This is a genomic window from Stenomitos rutilans, from assembly GCF_059505485.1.
Window position 1 is genome coordinate 179,629 of record NZ_JCACKR010000160.1, and the last position, 15,694, is coordinate 195,322.

Annotated in this window: 10 protein-coding genes; 4 read left to right on the forward strand and 6 right to left on the reverse strand. The window is 52.2% G+C overall.

Going from position 1 to position 15,694, the window contains the following annotated elements:
• Window positions 1–34: 34 nt before the first annotated feature.
• The 5 genes from AC5JLP_RS33110 to AC5JLP_RS33130 all read right to left on the reverse strand — a co-directional run bounded on the left by AC5JLP_RS33110 (window position 35) and on the right by AC5JLP_RS33130 (window position 9,096).
• On the reverse strand, window positions 35–775 hold the full coding sequence (locus tag AC5JLP_RS33110) for a hypothetical protein (protein WP_496072130.1): 741 nt from the start codon (window positions 773–775) through the stop codon (window positions 35–37).
• Between the two features lie 440 nt (window positions 776–1,215).
• Window positions 1,216–2,799: an NAD(P)H-hydrate dehydratase gene (locus AC5JLP_RS33115; protein ID WP_496072131.1), complete on the reverse strand. Its 1,584-nt coding sequence runs from the start codon at window positions 2,797–2,799 to the stop codon at window positions 1,216–1,218.
• A 203-nt stretch (window positions 2,800–3,002) separates the two neighbouring features.
• A complete protein-coding gene (locus AC5JLP_RS33120; protein WP_496072132.1) occupies window positions 3,003–3,653 on the reverse strand; it encodes a pyroglutamyl-peptidase I in 651 nt (216 codons plus the stop codon).
• A gap of 122 nt (window positions 3,654–3,775) precedes the next feature.
• A complete protein-coding gene (locus tag AC5JLP_RS33125; protein ID WP_496072133.1) occupies window positions 3,776–4,549 on the reverse strand; it encodes a hypothetical protein in 774 nt (257 codons plus the stop codon).
• Between the two features lie 185 nt (window positions 4,550–4,734).
• Entirely contained in the window at window positions 4,735–9,096 is a 4,362-nt protein-coding gene (locus AC5JLP_RS33130; RefSeq protein WP_496072134.1) for a PAS domain S-box protein, read from the reverse strand.
• A 791-nt stretch (window positions 9,097–9,887) separates the two neighbouring features.
• Here AC5JLP_RS33130 and AC5JLP_RS33135 point away from each other — a divergent pair.
• Both AC5JLP_RS33135 and AC5JLP_RS33140 read left to right on the forward strand, forming a co-directional pair.
• Window positions 9,888–10,517: an L-threonylcarbamoyladenylate synthase gene (locus AC5JLP_RS33135; protein ID WP_496072135.1), complete on the forward strand. Its 630-nt coding sequence runs from the start codon at window positions 9,888–9,890 to the stop codon at window positions 10,515–10,517.
• Window positions 10,518–10,554: 37 nt separating this feature from the next.
• Complete coding sequence (locus AC5JLP_RS33140) at window positions 10,555–11,430, forward strand: sensor histidine kinase (protein ID WP_496072136.1); 876 nt, start codon at window positions 10,555–10,557, stop codon at window positions 11,428–11,430.
• 64 nt (window positions 11,431–11,494) lie between these two features.
• Here AC5JLP_RS33140 and AC5JLP_RS33145 read toward each other — a convergent pair whose 3' ends face one another.
• Window positions 11,495–11,953: an SRPBCC family protein gene (locus AC5JLP_RS33145; RefSeq protein ID WP_496072137.1), complete on the reverse strand. Its 459-nt coding sequence runs from the start codon at window positions 11,951–11,953 to the stop codon at window positions 11,495–11,497.
• Window positions 11,954–12,305: 352 nt separating this feature from the next.
• Here AC5JLP_RS33145 and AC5JLP_RS33150 point away from each other — a divergent pair, with 352 nt between their 5' ends.
• A complete protein-coding gene (locus tag AC5JLP_RS33150) occupies window positions 12,306–14,045 on the forward strand; it encodes a mechanosensitive ion channel (protein ID WP_496072138.1) in 1,740 nt (579 codons plus the stop codon).
• Between the two features lie 145 nt (window positions 14,046–14,190).
• A complete protein-coding gene (gene trmFO / locus AC5JLP_RS33155; protein ID WP_496072139.1) occupies window positions 14,191–15,549 on the forward strand; it encodes an FADH(2)-oxidizing methylenetetrahydrofolate--tRNA-(uracil(54)-C(5))-methyltransferase TrmFO in 1,359 nt (452 codons plus the stop codon).
• Window positions 15,550–15,694: the final 145 nt, after the last annotated feature.

Here is a 15,694-nt window from a genome sequence, read left to right on the forward strand (position 1 = left end):
AATCCCTGCTAGCGATCGCCCGTCTGGGAGCATATTAGCTTTTAGCCGCAAAAATGTCCTCAATAATGGCAGCAAGGGCATCGGCTTCCGTTTCGAGGTCGATCGCGCGCACCAAGCCAGAAGCCACCAATGGTTCTGCTCGCTCATCCGCAGAAGGGCCGTAGAGAGCCGATGCCAGTACATCCGCTGTACGCCCAGTGCCTGCGATCACGATAATTGAGCGATCAGCCTTCACACTTTGGGACGCATCTTTCCACGTAATCTCGCCGCCATTAATTAACACTGTAACTGAAGCGGCATCGGCGATCGCGCTAGCAATTTTAGCAATCCACATTGATTCATCGCCCCAACTAGAGCCAGGTACCAGAATGAAGTGGGTATGGTGAGGTTCTAACGGTGCCGCTTCTAGCGCTGTCGCGGCCTTGGCAGGCAATGTCGCAAGCCCTAATGGTGTGACCCCAACGAGTGGAAAGCTGGCACCAATGGTTGATCGCGCCTGCCCCATCAAACGCATCACCCCCGCATCTGTGCCACCATCAATGACTACAGCCTGCCACTTTTGCGCCAGAGGTGCTAACACCTCAATGAACAGCCGTTGCAACCGATAAAAATCCGCTTCACTGAGCTTACTAGCTCCACCGATCAACACTAATGCTGGGTGCCGTCCCTCTAACCCCAACTGATGCAGCCCAGACGTAAGTTCTGCTGGTGTTTTGAGCCGAATTGACTCTGCAACTAAACCGTTGGAGAAGCTGATTTTAGAGGATTTTGCCATAAGAAGGGCTTGCTTGGTAGAGAAACCAATGAATCACAGCAGTAGGAGCACCCGCCCCTTTACAGATATTCTCACTCCCCACCCCTTGCCCGGATGAGGGATATTTGAAAAGGGGTAGAGAGGGATAGCGTAGTCGAAGATGCCTGCAATGAATAAGCTCGCAGCTATACATGGAGCTATCTTCTTACACGAATGCTAGACCTCTCACTACGACAACGTGTGAGCAGCCAGCTTAACCAATTTCTACAACTGCACTCTGATGATCAATAGCAACTCTCAATTGCACTTAATATACCCGACACCGCATGCGAACGCTCATCTGAGGGTACCAGTCTTTCCGTAACAGGCGTCTGTTGGCTACAGGCAATGTCTCAGTACAGCCACCTAGAGTTGGATGCCATGAGCTAAATGGGGCTAGAAAGTTGCCTGGTGGGTGCTTATTAACCCACGTACCTTACGTTTGATGTAATGCCTAGCTGTAGCGTTGGAATGAGATATTGCGACAGGGTGAGGGCATCAACGCCCAAGAGGGTTCGCTCTTGCATGGCGAGTATGCCTGCTTGAGCATGCCACCAAGCGCCAGATTGTACACAATCCAGTATCGAGTCTGTGGATGACGGGCCAGCAGCTACACATTGAGCCACCAACCCACCCAGTAACCCTGTCAAAACATCCCCACTACCGCCACGGGCAAGGGCAGCCGTACTGTCGGGATTGACCCAGACAGCACCTTCGGGGCTGGCAATCGCCACTCGCGCCCCTTTGAGCAACACGATCGCTCCAGACGTAGCCGCAGCCCTTTGAGCAGCAGTGATCCGACAGGGCATTGGATCGGCAAGATCAGGGAAGAGACGTTTAAATTCTCCCTGGTGTGGCGTGATGATGGTTGCCGCTTGTCGTGCCTTTAAGGTAGGAACAGAACCCATTTCGGCCAGAATATTTAAACCATCTGCATCCAGGACGATCGGTTTTGTTTGACTCAAGACCTGTTGCACTACAGCACTTGCATCTTTCGTTAAGCCGGGGCCACAGGCGATCGTGTGATAGGCGCTTAGATCAATCTCATCCGGCAATTGGGCAATGGCACCCGTGTCTAATTCGGGGCAACCCCATACTAACGCTTCAGGTAGCTGCGCGGTGAGAGTGGCTTTCAGCGTTTGGGGTACGGCGATCGATAGCATACCAACACCACTGGCACGTGCACCAAGAGCCGTCAGCAAGGCACCACCAGCATAGCGACGGGAGCCACAGATGAGCAGCGCGTGCCCCATCTTGTACTTATGCGTAGCAGCGGGACGGGTGAGCGGAAGGTGAGTGATCGCTTGCTGTGAGGTGATGCGTCTCACTGTTGGGGGGTTGCCCAGTACAGCCCACGCGTCTGACAGAGGCACATCAAAATCGACTAACTCAGCCTTACCGACATAAGCAAGCGCCTGATCTTGCAGCAATCCTTGCTTCCAAAGGCCAAGGCAAAGGGTATGAGTCGCGCGGATAGCTGTTCTCAGGACTGCACCTGTATCGGTGTGTAAGCCTGAAGGAAGGTCAATGCTCACAATGGGCTTTTGCCACTGGTTGATTTGGCTGACGGCATCCGCAATTTCGTCGCTAGGCGATCGCTCCAGCCCAAACCCAAACAAGCCGTCAAGCAAAACATCACAATCCTGTAGCGCCTCTAGGGTTTCAACCAAAGGCATTCCCAGACTTTGGCAGTAACGCTGATGCTGTGCTGTCAACTCTTTGAGCTTGGGAAACGGGTTATAAAGCGAAACAGCACAGCCTCTGAAATGCAGTTCTCGCGCAACCACTAGAGCATCGCCACCGTTGTGACCAGGGCCAACCAGCACGCCGAGATGCTGTCGATCCGGGTAGAGTGCTTCGACTCGGCGCGCAATGAGTCCCGCGACTTTTTCCATCAGGGCTTCGATCGGCATCCCCGCTGCAAAGAGACGCGCTTCGATCGCTCGCATTTGAGCAGCTGTGACCACAATTTGCTGAATGGCTTGGGTTCTTGCTAGCGCTGTCAAGGCTTCAGTCCTCAGATGATGCAGCACGATGCATCGTGGATGTGCAACTCACCACGACTGTACAGTGCCTCCCTAAAGTGGACGCAACTGACCAGAGATAGAGGTATCGATCGCCCTCTGCTGTGACCATCGGTGCTGTTCAGCGGCTGTTAATAATCTGCTTTTCCACCAACTAAACCGACTATACCGCTGCAAAAGTATTGCTAGACAGCGTATGGACTTGGAGTAACAGACTGAATTTGCCTATCGATAATTAGCGATAGAGCTTTACGGGTCATCTCCATCGGCATAAATGGTGATTCTGCCCAGTACTTGATGACTTGCTCCGGCAATGCTGGAATATGAACGAAACCAACCTTCATATTAGGTTTATAAGTTTCCTTCCAGTGAAGAGCGTGATAAAAAACTTGATTGCACAGATGAGTTCCACAGTCATTTGAAACTTTGGCTGGGATATTGTGGCTTTCTAGTAAAGTAACTAAATTATCTTGCTCCAGCAAAGAATGCCAGTAGGCTACAGGAGCATTGGAGACAATTGGTTCTCCCTTGGGTGCATTACCTGCTTTATCTAAGGTCACGAAGTATCTTAAATTCTTTGCCATTCGCTCAAGAGCAATTTTGTTGTACCCTCGTGCTTGACCAACCCCAATGCAAATATCAGGTGCGACTGCTTTGAGAGTTTCATCTACTATTTTCCCAAGGATGTGTGTATTACCGGGCATAATCTTGAAGTCAACGTCATTGATGTACTGATTAAGCTCTTGAGTGGGGTTATCACGCAGCGAAAGGACAACCAACTCTGACGCATTTAAACCATCATCATTCGGCTCAAAGCCTGTGATTAACACTCTCATCTCAAAGCACCATCGCAGCAGCCTTAAAACTGAATTTAATCTTAAACATTTGCAGATAGCTTTTAGGCAACTGTCATCGCCAAGCTCTAGCGGTCTAACAACGCAACGATCTAACGAACGACTTATCGATTGTAGTAAACCAGCGAATCAAGCCCCCCACCGTTGAGGAACTGACTAATCTTCTTGGCGTCGCTGTGTTGTGCGAATGGGCCAATCTCAAGATGTGGCCCAAACGGTGCGCTTTTCTCTTGCACTGCTTCTTGACGAATACCCATCCGAATGACCCGGTCTGCCAAGCCAGGAAGGTCGTTTTGGCTACCTGGAATGACGACGACGTAACGGCTGGTTGGTGCTGAGCTGGAAGGAGTTGCATTGACGGCTGCATTGGTCGCTAGTTCGGCCATAATGCCTTGAGAGTTGAGGGCAGTAATTTGCCGTCGAGCGCTGGCTTCGTTATCAAAGGTGCCAGCTTGAATGACAGACTGCCCTTGATAGCGTTGCACCGAGGCGCTGGGTTCGATCGCCCGCACTTGCTGCAACAGGTAAGGGCTGTCTCCATTCACATAGACGGTGTATTGACCGAGCGTTGCTCCCGAACGGTTGACAGGGGCCAAAAATACCGTTTCGCTACCGGGTAGCGGTGTTGAGTTGAGACTGTTAGGAGATGACAACCCCGGCACTGATACGGTCGGTGGCGGTGGTAAGGGGACAACTTGCTGCGCCTGGCTTGAGGTGGCCGTGAGGGTGACGATCGCCCAACCACCCAACCCCCAAGAGCCTGCAATGCCTGATCGCAGCACAGCACGGTAGTACGATGGCACGACGAGCGCTCGTAGCCAGGTGCTACCTGAACTCTGTCCAAATTGTGTCCATCGATCCAACTGTCTCATTGCCATAGTGCAAAGCCTTCGCAGCATGATTTGATGTGAGCCATGTTATACGCAGAATGCGTGAATGACACATAAAACGGTACAGGTAGCTGCAACAGCCTGTTTTTTAGCTGTCAGTCGTCAGCGTTCAGCTATCAGCTTGCTTTCAAGCTAATGGCTGAACGCTGCTAGCCAGCCCAAGCACAACCTGCTCAAAAGTATTGCAACAACAGTTCTTCAAGTTCCCGGAGCGCCACTGGTTTGCTGAGGTAATCGTTTGCACCAGCGGTAATGAATTTTTCGCGATCGCCTGCCATTACCATTGCCGTAACCATGATGACAGGAATGTGACACAACTTCGGCTGGGTACGAAGTTCAGCGAGCAACTCTAGCCCGGTGCGACCGCTGCCTAGCTGTACATCCATCAGGACGAGATGGGGCTGTAGGTGCTGAACCATTTCTAAAAAATGATCGCCATCGGTCAAATGCTCGACCTGATGTCCAAAGGCGTGTAAGTAATCTTGCAACACGATCGCGCTACAGGGATCGTCTTCCACGATGAGGATACGACGAGAAGACCAGGACTGAGCGTAGAGTTCTTTGGCTGTGGGTGAGGCGACTGGGGCTAAGGGCGAAGGCGTTTCTACCACTGGGGGATCGGGCAAGTAGAGCGTAAACCGACTGCCTGATCCCAAAATCGACGTGACCGTGATGTCGCCATCGTGCAGTCGGGCAAGATTGCGGGAGAGTGCCAACCCCAGGCCCGTACCTGCATATTGACGATTTAGCTGGCTGTCTAGCTGTGAGAACGGCATGAACAAGAGCGGGAGCTGTTCGGCTGCAATGCCAATGCCAGTATCGGCGATCGTAAAGGCCGTACCGTGAGAACGCTTCTCGACAATCAACGAGACGGTTCCTGCTGGTGTAAATTTGATGGCATTTGACAGTAAGTTGATCAAGATTTGCTTCAGTCGCCGTTCGTCGGCAATACAGGTGTTCACCGCGTGGTCAAACTGACTGTTAAGCTGCAAGCCGCGATCGTATGCCTGTTCGCGCACAAGGGTCAGGCAATAGCTACAGAGGTCTAAAACATTAATGGAAATCAGGTTCAGGGTATCCTGTCCCGATTCAACTTTTGCCAGGTCTAGGATGTCGTTAATCAGCAGGAGTAGGTGTTCGCCGCTGGTGTGAATATGGTTAACGTATTCAGCCTGCTTAGCGTTTAACGCCCCAAAGATTTGCTGCTCTAGAAGTTGAGACAAGCCCAAGATGGCGTTGAGAGGCGTGCGTAGCTCATGGCTCATCGTCGCCAGAAACTCGCTCTTCGCCCGGTTGGCTGCTTCAGAGAGCAGTTTTTCATGCTCTAGTTCCTGCGTCCGTTCTTTGACAAGGTGTTCTAACCGTTCGTAGCTTTGAGCATTCGAGATGGCGATCGCGGCTTGATCTGCAATCCGTTGGAGCAATTGAATATCTTCATCGGTGAAGGTGCGATGAGATGTTGTCGTCTGTAGCGCGATCGACCCAAACAACTGACCATGAATCAAAATTGGCGATGCGAGCACAGAGACCGTTTGTCCCTGTTCCATCTGCTGCTGACGGACTTTAGTCCACTGTACCTGGCTGTAGTCGGGGGCATGGAACACCCGACGCTGGTAGAAGTCTGAGTTTGCATCCAGCAGGTCAGGCCATTCTGACAGCGGTGCCTTGAGACTGAGTTGAGAAATTACCTGGTCGTTGGCACGCCATTCGTTCCGCACATAAACTTCGTCTGCAATGGTCAGAATCAGTACGCGATCGACCTTGAAAGACGCGCCAGTCAGATTTGCGATTTCCTGCAAAATGTAGTCGGCATCAAAGCTGGAGTTGATGGTTTGACTAATCTGGTTAAGCAGTTGTTCGCGCTGTGCCTGCTGCTGCACCTGGCTAAACAACTGTGCCTGCTGAATGGCGATCGCCACCTGGGTCGCCAAGGGTTCTAGCAACGCTATTTCAAAGGGCTGCCACTGGCGCGTGCTGGAGCATTGATGCACAGCCAGGATGCCCCACAGTTGATCGCTTTGCATGATCGGCACCACGACCTTGGCCTTGATGTGTAACCGCTGCATGATCTCTAAATAATCAGCGGACAGTCCTAGCTGAGCTGTATCGTTCACGATGTGGGTTTTACCCTGGTTGTAGAGCGCGGTACGATCGTGATACCAGACGTAGTGCGGACTGTCTTCGGTATGAATATTCCACTCTGGTGCAACGGCATCGGCGACGAGCGCTCCTTCACAGCCAGTCGCAAAGTGGTAAATCAGCACTCGATCGATCTGTAGAAACTGACGGACTTCTGCCACTGTGCGCTGGAGTATTTCCTCCAGGTCAAGCGATTGGCGAATGTGGAGTGCGATCGTGCCAAGCAAGCGATCGCGCTCTGCTTGCTGCCAGAGTCGGGCTTCGGCTTGCTTGCGATCGGTAATGTTGCGCTCGATCGCAAGCACTTCATCCTTGCCACAAACCACCATGCGTGATTCTTGCTCGCGCCATTCGCCGTTGATTTCAATCTGGTATTCAAAGGTTTGGAGTTCGCCTGTTTCTAATGTGCGTTCGATGTATTTCAGGCGCTGTTGTGCCAACGCGGGAGGTAAGTATTCCTGAAATTTTCTACCAATGAGTTGATCGATCGGTAGCGCCAGTTCACTAGCTGTATCGGTCTTGCAATCTAGATTCGTGCCATCCCGGTGGTGTCGAATCCAGAAGTCGGGGATGACATGGAGTAGCGCACTATTTTTTGCCTCGCTTTCCCGAAGTGCCTGCTCGGCCTGCTTCTGCTCAGTGATGTCTCGTCCCGTCGCTTGAAACTCAATGACCTTTCCTTGTTCATCAAACAAGATGCGATCGGTCCACTGATGCCACCGGACTTCCCCATCTGGCGTGATGAATAATTGGTCTGACGTCACGGCTGGACAATCGCGATTCAGCGAGGCGATCTTGCGGCGAATGCCCTCTCGTGCATGCTCAGGTGACAGGAGAATAAAGTTTTGCCCAATGAGTTCTTCGCGCGTTTTACCATGACAGCGGCAGTATGCATCGTTCACAAAGGTGATGGTGCCATCGGGCAGAAAGCGATCGATCATTTCTGTCTGGTCTTCAACCACCGCACGATAACGGGCTTCGCTCTGCTGCAAGGCAAGTTCTGCCTGCTTGCGCTCGGTAATGTCCTCACTCGTGCCTTCGTAATACAGCAGTTCGCCTTGTGGACTATAGACGGCGCGCGCATTCTCTGAAACCCAGATGGTGCTCTGATCTCTGCGATACACTTGCGACTCAAATTTCGCGACTGTCCCATGCCTCTGTACAAGGCGGCTGAACTCAGCGCGTCGAGTGGGATCAACATAAAGCTGATGCGCAATATCGGTCAAGGTTGCTATCAGTTCTTCTGGCGAGGCATAGCCATAGAGTTTTGCTAGCGCGGCATTGGCACTGAGATAGCGTCCATCAGGTGTGGATTGAAAGATGCCTTCGATCGCGTTTTCAAAGATGCTGCGATAGCGGGCTTCGGCTTGCTGCAAAGCTACCTCTGCTTGTCGTCGTTCTGCAATTTCTGCTTGCAACGTCACATTTGCCTGCGCCAATTCGGCTGTGCGTGCGATTACCTGTGCCTCTAGTTGCTCGTGGGTGGCTTTGAGCACGGCTTCAACCTGCTTACGCTGGGTAATGTCACGGCTCAGCTCCAAAATTGCCATTGGGTGACCGTGGTCGTCTCGCTGTAATGCCCATCGACTTTCCACCACGATCGATGTACCGTCACGCTGCTGATGGACGATTTCGCCTTCCCAGTACCCATGCTGTTGCAACAGCGCTTTAATTTGCTTCAGCGGTTGAGGCAGTTGAGTCTTCAAGAGGGTGTGAATATGTTGTCCGAGCGCTTCGATCGACTCCCACCCATAAAGCTCACGGGCACCCTGATTCCAAAACGAAATTGCACCGTTGAGACTGAACGTCACGATGGCATCATTAGCCAAATTGAGTAGCTGTGTTTGCGCCTGTAGCGTCTCTGCCTGCATTTCTAGCAGAGCCTGTGCCTGTTTGCGTTCGGTAAGATCTACCGCAATGCCCACAAAGCCGATCGCGTGCCCGGTGGCATCACGCAGCAGGGTGTTTGTGACGTCTGCCCAAAACTGCCTGCCATCTTTGCGCTGTAGGAGAAGTTCTCCGCGCCAGGGGTGAGCCTCTGTTGTGCGAGTGAGAATTTTGCGAGCCGTTTTTTGACCGTTTTCAGGCACCAATAGCTGATAAATGTGTTTGCCCATCACCTCTATGGACTGCCAGTGAAAGAGGATCTCTGCATAGCGATTCCAGTGAGTAATCTGCCCCTGTCGATCCGTGGCAATGACGGCATGACAAACCTGGTCAAGCAGGGATGCCTGAAAGAGAACATGTTGTGAACAGTCATAGCTTTCGGGCTGTGTCGATGCTAACAGCGTTTCAAGCTGTTGCTGCTCACCTCCGAAGAGCGCTTGCAGTAAAGCTTCAAAGGCAGCATCGTCTCGACAGTATTCACGCAGACCCTCGAATCGTTCTGCTTTCATGAATGGTGCTGAATGAGGTTCATTTAACCGTAACAAGCTAGTTGCATCACTCCTGGTATCACTGAATTGAGACCAATGTGCCTCAGCTTCAAGTTTTGAGCTTTACGTTTCAGCCTTCCCACAACAGCTTTAAGTGGCACGTAGCGATCTCTGGATTGTAGGAGAACGAAATTGTGCTAGCGACAGATGTAGTAGTGTATGCATTCTATCGGTGTAGATAAAACGGTGTACTGAAGGCGAGATGGCACCCTGTGAGTTCAGCGGCTGGTGCTTTGCAAAGCGTTGTTTCAAATTTGTAGGTTCAAATGGGTCGATCGAGCAACTTTGCAAGCGGTACGCTTTTGTATAGCATGCCCTGATCTAAAAAGTCAGCCGTTAGAGTGCTAAGTCCCGACAAGTATTGCGGATGACTGCCTGACGCGATGTCGTCGCGCTGACCGGCTTCTATGCCCTACACGTTTCGGCTAAGTTTCGTCAAATGCCTGACGTGATCAATGGCATAACTGAATGTCAGAGAGCAACGAACACAGTCCAATGGCCTTCGCGTTCTTCCAAGGAGTTGGTGATTAGGGAGAAGCCATCGGACATCTGGCACTGCTGGTCTGCAAAGGCTACGGAGCTACAAAGAACTGGTAAAAAACAATGAAGCCGACGACAAAGTGCAAAAAGCTTAATAAATTGCCTGATGGCTGTTGCCTGGTGGATGCGGGTAAACCCTGGAAGGCAATAATTCCAGTTTAATATGAGTCTTATAGAAAAAATGTCCAGAAAAACAATGATTGTTAGCCATAATGCCTCAAGTTCTCTTGCCTGAGTTAGCTGCCAAAGCTCGCACTGGTGAGCATTTGGTGAGTTTTCCTACCGATACTGTGCCAGCCCTTGGGTCACGACCCGATCGAGCCGATTTACTCTTTGCTGCCAAGCAGCGCGACCGGGCAAAACCGCTAATTCTAATGGCAGCCACGATCGCAGAATTGTGGACATATGTCACTGGAAACTCGACAGAACGACAAATCTGGCAGCAAGTCGCCGATCGCTACTTACCGGGAGCCTTAACGCTGGTATTACCAGCCAGCGAACGAGTACCACCAGCGATGAACCCCGAACAACCCACTACGATCGGTGTGCGTGTACCTAATCATCCCGTTGCGATCGCCCTTCTGGCGCAAACAGGCCCCCTTGCAACGACCAGTGCCAATCGATCCGGAGAACCCGCGCTGCAAACAATGACTGAGATTGAAGCAGCCTTTCCCCAGGTTTTTACCTTATTGCCATTGGAGTTGGGCGCGCTGTCACACGTTAGCAGCAAGGCGATCGCCTCCGGTGTGCCCTCAACGGTCATTCGCTGGCATGGGCGTGGGTGGGATGTTTTGCGGCAGGGGGTGGTGGATGTAGGGGGGCGTAGGGAACAGGGGCAGTAGGATTGGTTGGGATCAAACTTGCACACTGTGAAAAAGCATGAACTGGACTGATTTGGCTTGGCTGGGGGCGGGATTGTTGTTGGGGTTGAGTTTTCATCTGCGATCGCGCCAGACGAACTCTGCTGAAATTGTGCCGTTGCCTAAGCAATCACTTGAACAAGAGCCAGAATCAGCATGGCAACCGCTGCAATTGGCTTATCAGATGGCAACAGAAATGAGCCAGTTTAAGGGGGGCTTTTTAGCCCGTACATCCCATGAGTTGCGATCGCCGCTCAACGGCTTGATTGGGATGCAGCAGTTGATTCTGCAAGATCTGTGCGACAACCCTGAAGAAGAGCGCGAGTTTATTGCACAAGCGCACGAATCAGCGTTGAAGATGATCAAGGTGTTGGACGGCGTGGTAGCTGTGGCGAGGCTACAGCACGGCACCACCAAAATGGAGCTTCAGCCACTCCAGCTCGCAGCGCTGCTTCAGACGGTGTATGACTTGACATACTTACAAGCGGCCGATCGCAACCTAAAATTACGCTTGACACTGCCCGATCCCGACCTGTACGTGCTTGCTGATCCCCAGCATCTGCGGCAGGTCTTACTGTATCTTATTGACGCTGCTATTGATGAGATGGCAGAAGGCAACATCCACGTCTCGGTTCCAGCAACAATGGAAGCAGGCTGTGCGCGCATCTGGATCGACTGCGATCGTCTCCTCAGCTTGTGTGAAGCAGTTGATCTTCTCCAAACGCCTTCCAAACCTGGGGCAACAATACCATCACCAGGACTCAATGTAATGACCAGTCAGATTCTCTTGTTGCTGATGCAAGGCACGCTAACCGTAGTCGAAGCTTCAGACGAGGATGTGCAGACACGCCTAGAATGCACAGTGCCTCTTATTGCGCCAGAGCCGATCGCCTAAAAAAGCTCCCTCTCCTCTACCTTCTATCCTCTACCTTTGCCTTTTATCTTCTGCTAACTGCCCTTCATCCCTTCCCCTGATAAGCCTCCTCCGCAACCCGCTTCAAGCGACGAAGTTGTGCCTGCATATCATCACGAGTCCAGGTGGCGGCAAAGGTGTTAAACCCAAAGCGAATGAGGGGATTGGGAATGGTGAACTCAAAACGATTGAGCAAGCGGGTGCCTTGCAGTTCGGGATTACATTCCCAGCGATCGCGCCCCTTAAAAAAGCCGTTGAATTCCCACACAATCAAACCAGGTTCGCGCTGCACCACTACACTATGCAGGGCAGGCTGCAAGACAGGAGTCTGGATGACAAAGCGACTGCGCCCGCCCAATTCAGTAGACCATGCATCGATCGGTTCGCAACGCAGGGCAGGGTTGAGCCACCGATGCATTAACTCGCGGTCAGTGAGGCAACGTTCGACAGTAGTGGCACTGGCGCTAATTTGAACGGACTGTTCAAAAACCTGAGGCTCAGACATATGCTTCTTTGAAGGCGTTTTTCTGCATAATGTTTTTCTGTACAAAGAGGGATAATGCGGTAACCGATGCCGTGTAATCTACTCCCACTTGTTTTGTGCACCTGGTTGGATCTGCGTCTGCGATCTTTCGGGTTGGCATCTTTGGTGTGCGCCTGCACCATTGTTAAGAAAAATAAACTCTTTAGAAAGCCAAATCGTTTGTTGTGCCTGTTGCGTATCGCTTGCAGATAATTGCGTCATTCGCAAACAAAGGCTCAGACCTTAACGATTATGCGGTATATCTCTAGTCAGTTACCTTACAAAAGGTTGTTTTGCATGTTTTCTGCTGAATTTGAGGTTGATTGAAGCAGTCATGAACGAAATTTTGCAGCGCATTAGCCACTCATCTGGGGTGCAGACATCAGCGCTAGTCAGTAGTCTGCTGGCGCAAGCACCACCGCCTGCACCCGTCGATTCAAGCCCGGTTGTTTCTCCTATCACTCAATTTTTAACCGTGCTGGGATTGGGAGCGTTGGGGCCTGCCGTTTTGAACGTGGTCGGGGCCATTCTAATTCTCATCATTGGCTTAATCATTGCTTTCGTCGTTAGCAAGGTTGTGGCCGGTTTACTCAAACGAACGGATATCGATAACCGCATTACCAATTCTGTTTTGCGGCAGCAACCAGGGAGTGAGCCGTTTCCGATCGAGAAACTGATTGCCAGTATTGTCTTTTGGATTATCGTCATTGTCACGGCGGTAGCGGTGCTGGATGCGCTGAAGCTGACAACCGTATCGCAACCGCTGAATAACTTTTTAAATCAGATCTTTGCTTACCTGCCTAAACTGGGTTCGGCAGCCATTCTAGTGGCGATCGCTTGGTTGCTGGCAACGTTAGCAAAGTCGGTCATCGTTCGCATTGCACAGGGCTTTTCGCTGGATGAACGGTTTTCGCAAACAGCGCCGCCGCCTGAACCTGGTGTACCCGTCACGACAGAAGCCCCCTTCCTGCTAAGCGAGACGCTGGGCACCGCGATCTACTGGCTGATTTTTCTGTTTTTCTTGCCGCTGATTTTGGGCGTGCTGGATTTGCAGGGGCCACTTCAGCCCGTGCAGAATTTATTGAATGATATTCTGGCGGCCCTACCCAAGATTTTGAAGGCCGTACTCATTGGGGTAGTCGGCTGGGTGATTGCGAGGGTTGTGCGCGGCATTGTCACCAATCTGTTGACGGCTACCGGAGCTGATCGCTTGGGCGCACGCTTTGGCTTGAGCCGTAGCACGGGCGGACAGTCGCTTTCCTGGCTGGTTGGCACGATCGTCTATGTGTTGATTCTCATTCCAACGGCAACGGCGGCACTGGATGCCCTCCAGATCCCCTCGATCTCTGGGCCAGCCACAGCCATGCTGAATCAGATTCTCAATGCCCTACCGCAACTCTTCACGGCTGTATTGATTCTGGTCGCGGCCTACGTGCTTGGGAAATTTGTGGCCGATTTGGTGACGAACATTCTGACTAGCGTTGGCTTCAACAACATCTTTTACTGGCTGGGCATTCAAACCACGCCCTATACGCCTGCGCCTCCCTCGATTACAAATGTACCGCCTCCCCTGGAAGGACAGACGACCCTCCAGCAAACAGGCTTAGCAACACCACCTACACGCACTCCCTCAGAAATTGTGGGTGTCGTAGTGCTGGTAGGCATCATGCTGTTTGCCGCCGTCGCTGCGATCGATGTGCTCAACTTCCCCGGCTTAAAAGCCGTCGTGCTGGGCTTGCTTGCCATCTTTGGTCGTGTACTGGCAGGGCTGGTTGTGTTTGCGATCGGGCTTTACCTGGCAAATCTTGCCTATAGCCTCATTAGCAGCTCCAACACGTCTCAGTCCAAAGTGCTGGCCCAAACCGCGCGGATTGCGATTGTCGCTCTGGTTTCGGCTATTTCGCTGGAGCAGATCGGCATTGCACCCAACATCGTGAACCTGGCGTTTGGGCTGCTGTTGGGAGCCGTCGCAGTGGCGATCGCGATCGCCTTTGGCCTTGGCGGTCGGGATGCAGCAGGCGAACAAGTGCGAGAATGGCTGACCTCCTTCAAGCAAAATCGGCCACCATACTAACGATCAAGTGGTTGAGTGAAACCGCATGATGGGTCGTCAGCGCCCATTTTTTGTGCTGAGCGCTGACGATGCAACGGTTGAAGATCAATCACTAGACACGCCTGACCTCTTATCCTGGTAAAAGGCACACAGGTTCAAGATGGCAATGGCAGAGATGAAACCGATTCAGGTGATTGGCGGCGGGCTAGCGGGCACTGAGGCAGCATGGCAAATCGCGCAGGCAGGGATTCCTGTGATTCTGCACGAGATGCGACCTCAACGGTTAAGTCCAGCACATCACTCGGAGCATCTGGCAGAGTTGGTCTGTAGCAATTCGTTTGGGGCGCAGTCGAGCGATCGCGCCTCTGGTCTGCTGCATGAAGAGCTACGCCGCTTGGGCTCGATCGTCATTGGCAAAGCAGATGAACATGCCGTGCCAGCAGGGGGAGCACTGGCGGTCGATCGTGCTGTCTTTAGCCGCAATCTGACGGAAACGCTGGCGAATCACCCGCTCATTGACCTGCGACGAGAGGAAATCACCGCCATTCCAACGGAGGGGATCAGCGTCTTGACGACAGGGCCGTTGACCAGTCCGGCTTTAGCTGAGGATCTCCATTGCTTTACAGGCATGGAGTATATGAGTTTTTTTGATGCCGCCAGCCCGATCGTCGTGGGTGAGTCGATCGACTTTGAGGTGGCGTTTTTGGCTTCTCGGTACGATCGAGGCGAAGCTGCGTACCTCAACTGCCCGATGAATCGGGAGCAATATCTGCACTTTCGGCAGGAACTTTGTCAGGCAGAGCAGGCAGAATTGAAGGACTTTGAGCAAGAAACCGCCAAGTTCTTTGAAGGCTGTTTACCGATCGAAGAAATGGCGCGGCGCGGTGAAGATACCATGCGCTATGGGCCATTAAAGCCCGTTGGCCTCTTCGATGCCCGGTTGGGCGACTTTCGTGATCCCGAAAACAAAGCCAAACGACCCTACGCGATCGTGCAACTGCGGCAAGAAGACCGAGCCGGACAACTGTGGAACATGGTCGGCTTTCAAACCAATTTGCGCTGGGGTGAACAAAAACGGGTGTTTCAACTCATTCCCGGTTTAGAAAAGGCTGAATTTGTGCGGATGGGCGTGATGCACCGCAATACTTTCGTCAATGCGCCAGAATTACTCCACGCCACGCTGCAATTCAAACAGCGCCCGTCACTTTTAGCCGCAGGGCAATTGATCGGCACCGAAGGCTATACGGCGGCGACCGCAGGCGGTTGGCTGACTGGCACCAATGCAGCCCGCATTGCATTAGGACAAGCACCGATCGCCCTACCCGTCACAACCATGATGGGTGCTCTCTTCGATTTCATCAGCTCTGCCTCGCCCAAGCACTTCCAGCCCATGCCGCCCAACTTCGGCATTCTGCCCGAATTGCCCAAACGCATTCGCAATAAGCAAGAACGCTACGGGATGTACCGCGATCGTGCCTTTGCCGATTTGTCAGCCTGGATGCAGCAGCTTCGCACAGCAGCATGAAGTAGTTTTTGGTTGTAAAGCCTGCGGCATGGCTTCGCTAAAGTTTTTAGTTTTTAGACGGCATTATTTCCGAGCTAACAACCAACAATTATAGAACTTACGCATTGACAGAAGTGGCAATGTCTGAAGTCAGACAACAGCCGAT